This is a genomic window from Geobacillus sp. ZGt-1 (genome assembly GCF_001026865.1).
Lineage (GTDB): Bacteria > Bacillota > Bacilli > Bacillales > Anoxybacillaceae > Geobacillus > Geobacillus thermoleovorans.
On the sequence record NZ_LDPD01000023.1, the window covers coordinates 757207 to 765142 of the forward strand.

The 7936-nt window shown below is 53.8% G+C and carries 9 protein-coding genes; 3 read left to right on the top strand and 6 right to left on the bottom strand.

Features of this window, described 5'->3' with window-relative positions; translation table 11 throughout:
• Positions 1-128 precede the first annotated feature (128 nt).
• Positions 129-290: a YtzI protein gene (gene ytzI, locus VU18_RS17540; protein ID WP_075261502.1), complete on the top strand. Its 162-nt coding sequence runs from the start codon at positions 129-131 to the stop codon at positions 288-290.
• A gap of 22 nt (positions 291-312) precedes the next feature.
• On the opposite strand, the gene VU18_RS12520 is transcribed toward ytzI, so the two are convergent.
• Positions 313-789: an S-ribosylhomocysteine lyase gene (locus VU18_RS12520; RefSeq protein WP_011232335.1), complete on the bottom strand. Its 477-nt coding sequence runs from the start codon at positions 787-789 to the stop codon at positions 313-315.
• A 213-nt stretch (positions 790-1002) separates the two neighbouring features.
• Between VU18_RS12520 and yidD the strand changes: the two genes are divergently transcribed.
• A complete protein-coding gene (gene yidD, locus VU18_RS12525; RefSeq protein ID WP_011232336.1) occupies positions 1003-1248 on the top strand; it encodes a membrane protein insertion efficiency factor YidD in 246 nt (81 codons plus the stop codon).
• Positions 1249-1351: 103 nt separating this feature from the next.
• Positions 1352-2338, top strand: coding sequence for a metal ABC transporter substrate-binding protein (locus tag VU18_RS12530; protein WP_011232337.1), 987 nt, complete (start codon positions 1352-1354; stop codon positions 2336-2338).
• A gap of 216 nt (positions 2339-2554) precedes the next feature.
• Here the strand turns inward: VU18_RS12530 and VU18_RS12535 are convergent, their stop codons facing one another.
• The 5 genes from VU18_RS12535 to VU18_RS20385 all read right to left on the bottom strand — a co-directional run.
• Positions 2555-4513 carry a beta-propeller fold lactonase family protein gene (locus VU18_RS12535; protein WP_031206588.1) on the bottom strand — a complete coding sequence of 653 codons (1959 nt, stop codon included), beginning with the start codon at positions 4511-4513 and terminating at the stop codon, positions 2555-2557.
• Between the two features lie 96 nt (positions 4514-4609).
• Positions 4610-6688: a hypothetical protein gene (locus VU18_RS12540; protein WP_011232339.1), complete on the bottom strand. Its 2079-nt coding sequence runs from the start codon at positions 6686-6688 to the stop codon at positions 4610-4612.
• 148 nt (positions 6689-6836) lie between these two features.
• Entirely contained in the window at positions 6837-7325 is a 489-nt protein-coding gene (locus tag VU18_RS12545) for a hypothetical protein (RefSeq protein WP_013524470.1), read from the bottom strand.
• An 18-nt stretch (positions 7326-7343) separates the two neighbouring features.
• The gene (locus VU18_RS12550) at positions 7344-7634 is read right to left on the bottom strand and encodes a DUF2325 domain-containing protein (protein WP_011232341.1); all 291 of its coding nucleotides are present in this window, start codon (positions 7632-7634) and stop codon (positions 7344-7346) included.
• Positions 7635-7695: 61 nt separating this feature from the next.
• The coding region (locus tag VU18_RS20385; protein ID WP_236687387.1) for a hypothetical protein at positions 7696-7936 on the bottom strand (241 nt) is incomplete at its 5' end.

Here is a 7936-nt window from a genome sequence, read left to right on the forward strand (position 1 = left end):
GAGTCTCCTGCGCGAAATAGAGATGAAACATGGAAAACGTGTCGATGGATAGCTTGCCCGATTTCACCGGAAATATGAACGCCAGCTCTGCCAGATATGGTATAATAAAAAGAAAAAAGGCGGGCGTCATGATGTACTGGACCTTGATCGTTTGCCTCATCATCGCCGTTGTCGTTCTCGTGCTGGCGGTCGTCACGACGTCCAAAGCGTATGCCTACAAGCATACGGTCGATCCGCACCCGAATGAACACGGCGGCGAACAACAAGCCGGCCCGAAGCAGCCGCAGTAGCGGCGCGGGGCTGGCTTGTTCATCAACCAAACACCTTTTTCAACTCTTCTTTCTCTTGCGAAAGCCAAAAGCGCATCAGCTGTTTGGCCGCCTCTAGATCATGCAGCTTCGCTTGGCCGCATTGCCGCTCGGTCGCGGCTGGCACTTCCGTCGCGGCGAGCGCGTCCTTCATGGCTTCTTCCAACAAATCAATGATCTCGTCCACGGTCGGCGAGCCGCTCACGACAAGATAAAACCCGGTTTGGCAACCCATAGGCGAGATGTCGATAATATCGAAATGATCATATTTGGCCGCATGTCGGCGCAGCGTATACGCCAACAGATGTTCGAGCGTATGAATCGCGGCCGGGTCCATCGCTTCTTTGTTCGGCTGGCAAAAGCGAATGTCAAACTTATTGACGACGCCGTCACTGCCGACTTTGTGAACGCCACAATGCCGAACGTACGGCGCTTTGACCGCGCAATGGTCCAATTCAAAGCTTTCCACCGGTGAAGGCATGTCAATCACTCCTAGCTATTTTGATCCTCTTTCTTTATCATAACCAAAACGAGGGGCGTCCCGCATCTTTTTTGCCTCTCGCTTGGCGTCTATGCCCAAAAAGCAAGGTCTGGGCGAGCGCCCCCATTCCGAGCGAACGACAGTCGTTTTGCTTGAACAAAAGAAAGGTTTGTTCTATTGTAATCATGATGATCACAGAAAGGAGAACTGGGCATGGGCCAATGGCTGATTTGGTGCATCCGCTTTTATCAACGCTTCCTTTCTCCGCTCAAGCCGCCGACATGCCGCTTTTATCCGACCTGCTCGAACTATGGCATCGAAGCGATCCGGCGCTTTGGCGCCATAAAAGGGGGATGGCTGACGGCGAAGCGCATTTTGAAATGCCATCCGTTCCATCCGGGCGGTTTTGATCCCGTTCCTGAATCATCAGAACACGCGAAAAGAAACAAAATCACTTAATGGCCTTGCCATTTGCTTTATTTTTTTGTATGATCGATCTTGTAAATCGTAATGATTACGATATAATAAATGCGGACATCTTTATTCCAGAAAGGAGTTCAACATGAGAGCAACGTCCATCATTTTGTCTTTCCTTTTGGCGACGAGCGCCTTGCTATACGGCTGTCAATCGAAGCCAGAGGCAAAAGAGGGCCAAACATCGAACGATCAGCTAACGATTTATACAACCGTCTATCCGCTTGAAGACTTTACGAAAAAAATCGGCGGCGACGCTGTGAACGTCAAAAGTGTTTACCCGCCGGGAGTGGAAGCCCATACGTTCGAACCGACAACCAGAACCGTGCAGCAGATTGCCGATGCGGACGCCTTCATTTACATTGGCCACGGGATGGAACCGTTCGCCGAAAAACTGCAGGAAACATTACAAAATGAGCACGTCCGATTTCTCGTTGCCACAAACGGCATCGAATTGCTTGAATCGAACCATGAACAGGAGCATGCGCATGGCGAAGGGCACAAAGACGAACACGGAGAGGGACATGAGAAAGAACATGGCCATGAACACGGAGACAAAGATCCTCACGTATGGCTTGACCCCATCCGCTCCATTGCGATCGCCAAGAACATCCGCGATTTGCTGATTGAACTGAAACCTGACAAAAAAGACCTGTTTATGCAAAACTTTGAAACGTTAAAGATGAAACTCGAGCGCCTTGACGGGCAATTCCGTTCAACAGTGGAGAAAGCTCCCAGAAAAGAGATGCTCGTTTCCCATCAAGCCTACGGATATTGGGAAGACCGCTACGGAATCAAACAGCTGAGCGTTTCCGGGCTTTCTCCGAGCAACGAACCATCGCAAAAAGAGCTGACTCAGCTCATCCAGACAGCCAAACAGCATCACATCCGCTATGTCATCTTCGAACAAAATGTTCATCCCAAAACGGCGGAAGTGATTCAGAACGAAATCGGCGCCAAGCCGCTCCGTCTGCATAACTTGGAATCGCTGACCGATGAAGATCGAAAAGCCCACAAAGATTACTTTGCTCTTATGGCCGAGAATCTCCGCGTGCTGCAAAAAGCCCTTTATTAAAATACAACCGCCTGTCTCTTTCGATTCGTGGGCTTTCTCATTTTGTTTCCCGGCTTCGTCTATTTCTGGCGTTTGTTTATGCACGATAAGCGCTATGTACGGCCAAAATAACAAGGAAAAAGGTGTCCCCAACGAGCGTGGGACACCTTCCTTTATGACGTGCGATCTTCTGCCCTGCAGAAAGAAAAGCACCCTTTTCCTCACCCATCACTCTCACTATTGCAGCGAGCGGACATAGGCCGCAATGGCCGCAATTTCTCCCGGCGTCAATGTTTGCACTTCTTTCGTCCGATGGCGCCGGATTGCTTCCTCGATCGTTTTCGCGCTGCCGTCATGCAAATACGGGGTTGTCGCCCATACGCCGCGCAGCGTCGGCGTATCCCACTGCTTGGGCGTCCGCGGGTTTGTGAACCGGGCGCGGGCGTCGCCTTTGGAGGCGCGGTCCTTCGGATTGGCCGTGCCGATATCGTGCAAGTAGGCGGTATTGGCAGTCGTCAATTTCCCGTCCGGCCCGACCGCCTTGACGCTGTCGGTGAAATACTCGCCCCCATGGCAGCTTAAGCAATTCCCTTTCCCGTTAAACAGGCGCTCCCCTTCCTTCGCTTCCGCCGTCAAGCTGCCGTCCGCCTTTCGATACGGGCTTTTCGGCACGGGGAACGAACGCGGGTCGTTCAAGTAGGCGAGAATGGCGTCAAACATATGCTGGACTTTCGGCGGCAGCGGCTTGGACGGGTCGATCGCCGTCATGCCGCCCATCTCGCCTTGCACCGTATGAATGTAGTCGGTAAAATCGTCGCGCGAACCATCCCACATAAACAGCCCGGTTTTCGTCGCCAAAATATTGCTCGGCACGTTGCGCGGCCCTTTCGCCGTCATGAGCGTCAAGCCGTTGATGTCGCCGTCGCTATGGCACGAAGCGCAGCTCATCCAATTGTTTCCTGTAATGTTGATGGCAAACTCGTCGCTGTTGGCGCTGTAAAAGATCGTTTTTCCTTCACGCACGAGCGGGGAGAGCGAATCTTTCGCAATGAGGCGGATCGTGCCGCTCTCCTGCTTCGCTTTCGCATATGGGCTTTTTCCTCCGGTTTTGATCACGGCCAAATCATGGCTCATGGCGTTGTGGACGTAAAGCGTCTTCCCATCCGGCGAAATCGCGATCCCGCGCGGATTGTTGCCGTGGATGCGTCGCAAAATTTGCGTCGCCTTGCCGCCGCGGCGCAAGTCAAAGACGACGAGGTCCTCGCTTCCAGACATGACCGCGTACGCTTTGCCGCCGTCCGGGGAAAACGCCACATCGTACGGATTGGAGACGATGATCGTCTCGTTATGAACATCAGTGACATTGATCGCGGCAAACAGCTCTTTCCGCTCGTCCGGCAACTCAACGTCGTTCGTCACATCAATGACCGAGATGGCCGGAAACACCGTTTCCTCAAATTGGATCGGCGTATCGATGTTCGTCAATAAGTGCGGAATATACGCTTTTTTGCCGTCCGGGGCGATGACGATTTGCTCAAGCGTGTTCGGAATGCCTTGGCTCTTTTTTCGATCGGCTTTGTCCGGCGACGGGGCGAGGGCGATTTCCTTGACCGCCCGCCGTTTCTTTGTGTCAATCACGGTGACTTTAGCCGCCAAATATTGCGTCACGTACAGCTTCCTTCCGTCCGCTGTCAGCGCCAGCGCCCGCGGCCGATCGCCCGCTTGGATGTCTTTGGTCCGCTTCCCGCTCTCAGCGTCAAACACCGAGACCGTGCCCGAGCGGTAGTTGGCGACATATACTTCCTCCCCATCTGGACTGGTGACGATGCCGAACGGCTCGATCCCCGTTTTCCAACGGTCGACGACTGTCCGCTTGTCAAGCGATACGACGTCCACTTCATCATCGTACATGCAGGAAACATACAGCGTCCGTCCATCCGGGCTGAGCGCCAGCTGGCGCGGTTCGCGGCCGACGGGAATTTCCGCTTCCTTCGTTTTGGTTTTCGCGTTGATGATTGTCACTGTATCCACATCGATGTTGGCGGTGTAGACATAGCGCCCGTCGCTGCTTACGGCGATGTTGTCGCCGTGCGCCGGGGCGTGTCTGACCACTTTCGGCTGCTCATGCCATGCCTTTTCGTCCTGACAGCCGGCCAACAGCGCGGCGATCGCCGCGGCGAACCACCATTTTCGCATTTCAATATTCCCCCGTTTTTTCACGAAAATGATAACCATCCTCAATTTTACAAAGAAAAGCGGCGAATCTCAATCGTATTCGCCGCTTTCTTTCTGTTATTTGTTGCCGGATCCAACATTGACCTTGACCGTCCGCAACACCGGCGCCACGCCGTATGGGCCGCCGGCCGCCTGCACTTGCGGCACATGGTCGCGGTCAGTGTTGCCCAATTTTTTCCCTTTGATGTAGACATCTCCCGTATCCCAAAACTCGCTTGCCTGCATCCCTTCCTGAAGCGTCGGGCCATCGACGATCCGGTCGTAAAAGTCGACGTAGCGGGAGATGATCGTTTCGCGGTCAAGGGATTTCGCCGTCTCATCCGCTTGGTCGTTGTTCAAGTTTTGCAGCGCCACGCGGAACACCCCCGACAACGCGCCGGCGAGCCACGGGGTGTACTTGTCCTCTGTTTCTCCCGTATGGTACACGTGCCATTTTTGATCCCAAAAATGGCGGTCCATCGCCTCATAAACAAGGCGCGCCGCATCGCGGTACGCTTCGTCTTTCGTCGCCAAAAACGCCGCCGTCAGCCCGCGGATCGCACCAAGCTGGGCAAGAAGCGTCGGCTCGTCTTGATCCGGCCCTTGGCCGATCGTATAGCCGTTGGCGACAAGCCCGTCTTTTCGCATCAAGTTGTGCATGATAAAATCCGCTTGCCGGCGGATGAGCTCAAGCGCCCGCTTTCCTTCCGGCGTGCCAAGCCCTTTGGCGCTCTCTCCGCTCGCATAGCCGACCGGCATCCCGTCAATCGCCCGTTCGAAGATGCGGAGCGCTTCCATTGTATAGCCGGCTTGGAACGTATCGACCCGATTTCCTTGCGTTCGCCCGTCATGTTCTGTCACAAACGCGCCCGCTTTTTCATTGAAATGCATGGCATCGATGTTGCGGAACACTTGCAGCAGCACGTCGCGGTTGACGGAATACGGGTCGTCGGCCACACGGTCGTTGGCTGGATCGGCATCCACATTTTCTTTTGCCGCTTTCGGGAACGGTTTTCCGTCAAACACGGCCAAAAACGCGGGGTTTTGATTTTTGTTTTCCGGCCGCTGGTCGGTCATGCCGAAAAACTCCGCCGCCGGCCATAGCATGAGCCATTGGTCCTCAAGCAAGCTGCGGGGATCTTTGACGACCAACTTCGCGGCATCCGGCGCCAGCTCGCTTCCCCTTTCAGCCACTTCCACCGCGTGCGGCAAATAGACGAATCCTCCGCTTGGGTCGTAACGGCTGCCGGCTGCCTTCGTCAACGCCTGCTGCTTCGCATCATAAAATAAATGGTCACGGATAAAAGCCAGCTTGTTCCATATTTGTTCCGTCAAAATCATCCCTTGCATCCCGTCGGCGGAGCTGACGCCAAGAGCGACGTTCCCGCTTTGATCGTCGTTTGGCGTTTTCGCCTCCACCTCTTCATCGCTGTCTTTTTGATGAAAATTGCCCAAAAAGTCGCCGGCCCAAAGCGCTTGCTTCAAAAAGACACCGCCGTAAGCCGATGGCGTGAGCACTTTGTCCATTTTTCCGCGATCCCAGCGAAGCGATTGGAAATCGACTTGATAGACGGGAACGTATGTACCGTCGTCATTTTCCGCGTACACGTCCGTGTCAACCTTTTGCGCATAATGCGGATCGCCGCCGGCGTACTCGATGAAGGTCGGGAACATGTTGCGGAAAATTTCCTCGCGCGGATAGCCGACGCTGTCCGCAAGCTCATAAAAACGGTCGGCGAGTGCTTCATCGGCTGGCTTATGCCGCTGTTCGGCCCGTTGCTTGGCGATCGGGCCGTTTATGAGATGGAGCCCGAGCCCTGACTTTTCCGTCACCTCATACATGGCTTCTTCGGAATACTCGTATGACTCGATGCCGGCCGTATAGTCAAATTTCGTCGGCTCATCCGGCTTTCTCGCGTCAAGGGTGTCCAAATCAAGCCCGAGCCCTTCCGCCAACGGCTCTCCGGACAGCTCAAATTCGGAGTAGGCAAACATATTGCCGGCCGTATCAAAATGATCGTCCGCCACCGGCACGTGCAGGCGCGGCGCTTCCGCTGAACGGCCGTTCTCTTTCTCCCCGACGGCGGAACAGCCGGACGCCAAAAGCAGCGAGGCCGCCGCCGACGTGGCCATGACTTTCCAAGGCATGCGTTTCATGACTTGCTCCCCCATTTTATTTAAAAATAACGATTTTCATTTTCAACCTATTTCATTATACGCCGGCGATCCCCTTCATTCAAGCCGGAATCCGTTCCATCACATTCCACCCGAGAAAGACGCTTTTCATGCCTCTTTTCTCCTTCCCTTAAGCCGGAATCCACTCAATGCGGCGTCCGCCCGTCCATAAAAAGCAGCATTCCAGTTCGTTCGGACAACGTCCGATTGTTTTGCGGCATAAGGACGACGCCGTTTCTTTGCATCGCCGAATGGCTTCCTCTTCCTCACACCACAGCAGCACGCGAACCCGGTCGCGGTAAACGATGTACAACTCCCGATCCGCTTCTTCGCCCAATCCGCCGTCCGCCAGCAGCAGCGGCTTGCATGCCGCCTCTTCCATCGAACCGAAAAACTGCAGCAAATGATCCGTCACCTTGGCCAGCACAAGTCCGTAATGCAACGGCGTCGGAAACATCGACAAAGGAAGGAGCGAACGGTGCTGATCAATCAACCGAAGCAAGCAAAGCGGCGACCGCAGCGAAGGAGCGGTGTCGCAATACGCTTGAATGACGCGGCGAAGAAACCGGCGCAGCGCATACGGCCAGACATCCAACGTCTCGTGATGGATAGGCACCATGGCTCGCCTCCTGTTTGTTCACGCATGTTTTTCCAGCTGCTCCAATACGGCGTTTATCGAGCTCCATGACCGTTTCGCAAAATAAATAGGCTTGTCTTTGCTTTTCGCCTTCTCTTTCACTTTCTTCGCCAAATTATGGTTTACGTAATCGATCATGACCAATATGGCGTCGACATGCTCCGGAATGTCACGTCTCACCATATTCACTTTTCGTCCATTGAGATGAATGATTTCCCGGAATCCGGAACGCTCCAATTTATCGGTAATATGGCCTAAATGATCGGCTCCGACAACAAGCAGTGATGCCATCACGAAAGCCTCCTTTGCTCGCTTCTTTCTTTTTTATTTTAATTGAGAATGATTTTCTATGTCAATTATAACAAGAGATATTTTCATCATTTTTTGGGGCGATGAGCCCCCGCTTCAACGATGGTAAAGAAGGAAACGCCATTTCTGCGCGAAGTCCTTCTTTTATATTTGGGGCGGCGTGGGAGAACAACCATGATGGAAGCCGCCGATTACCCCTGCTTCCGTTGATCATGGAAGCGGGAGTCTTCTCGGTTAGAGATGGATAAAATGCCTGCAAATGCGTCAAACTATAGAGGCGGGCG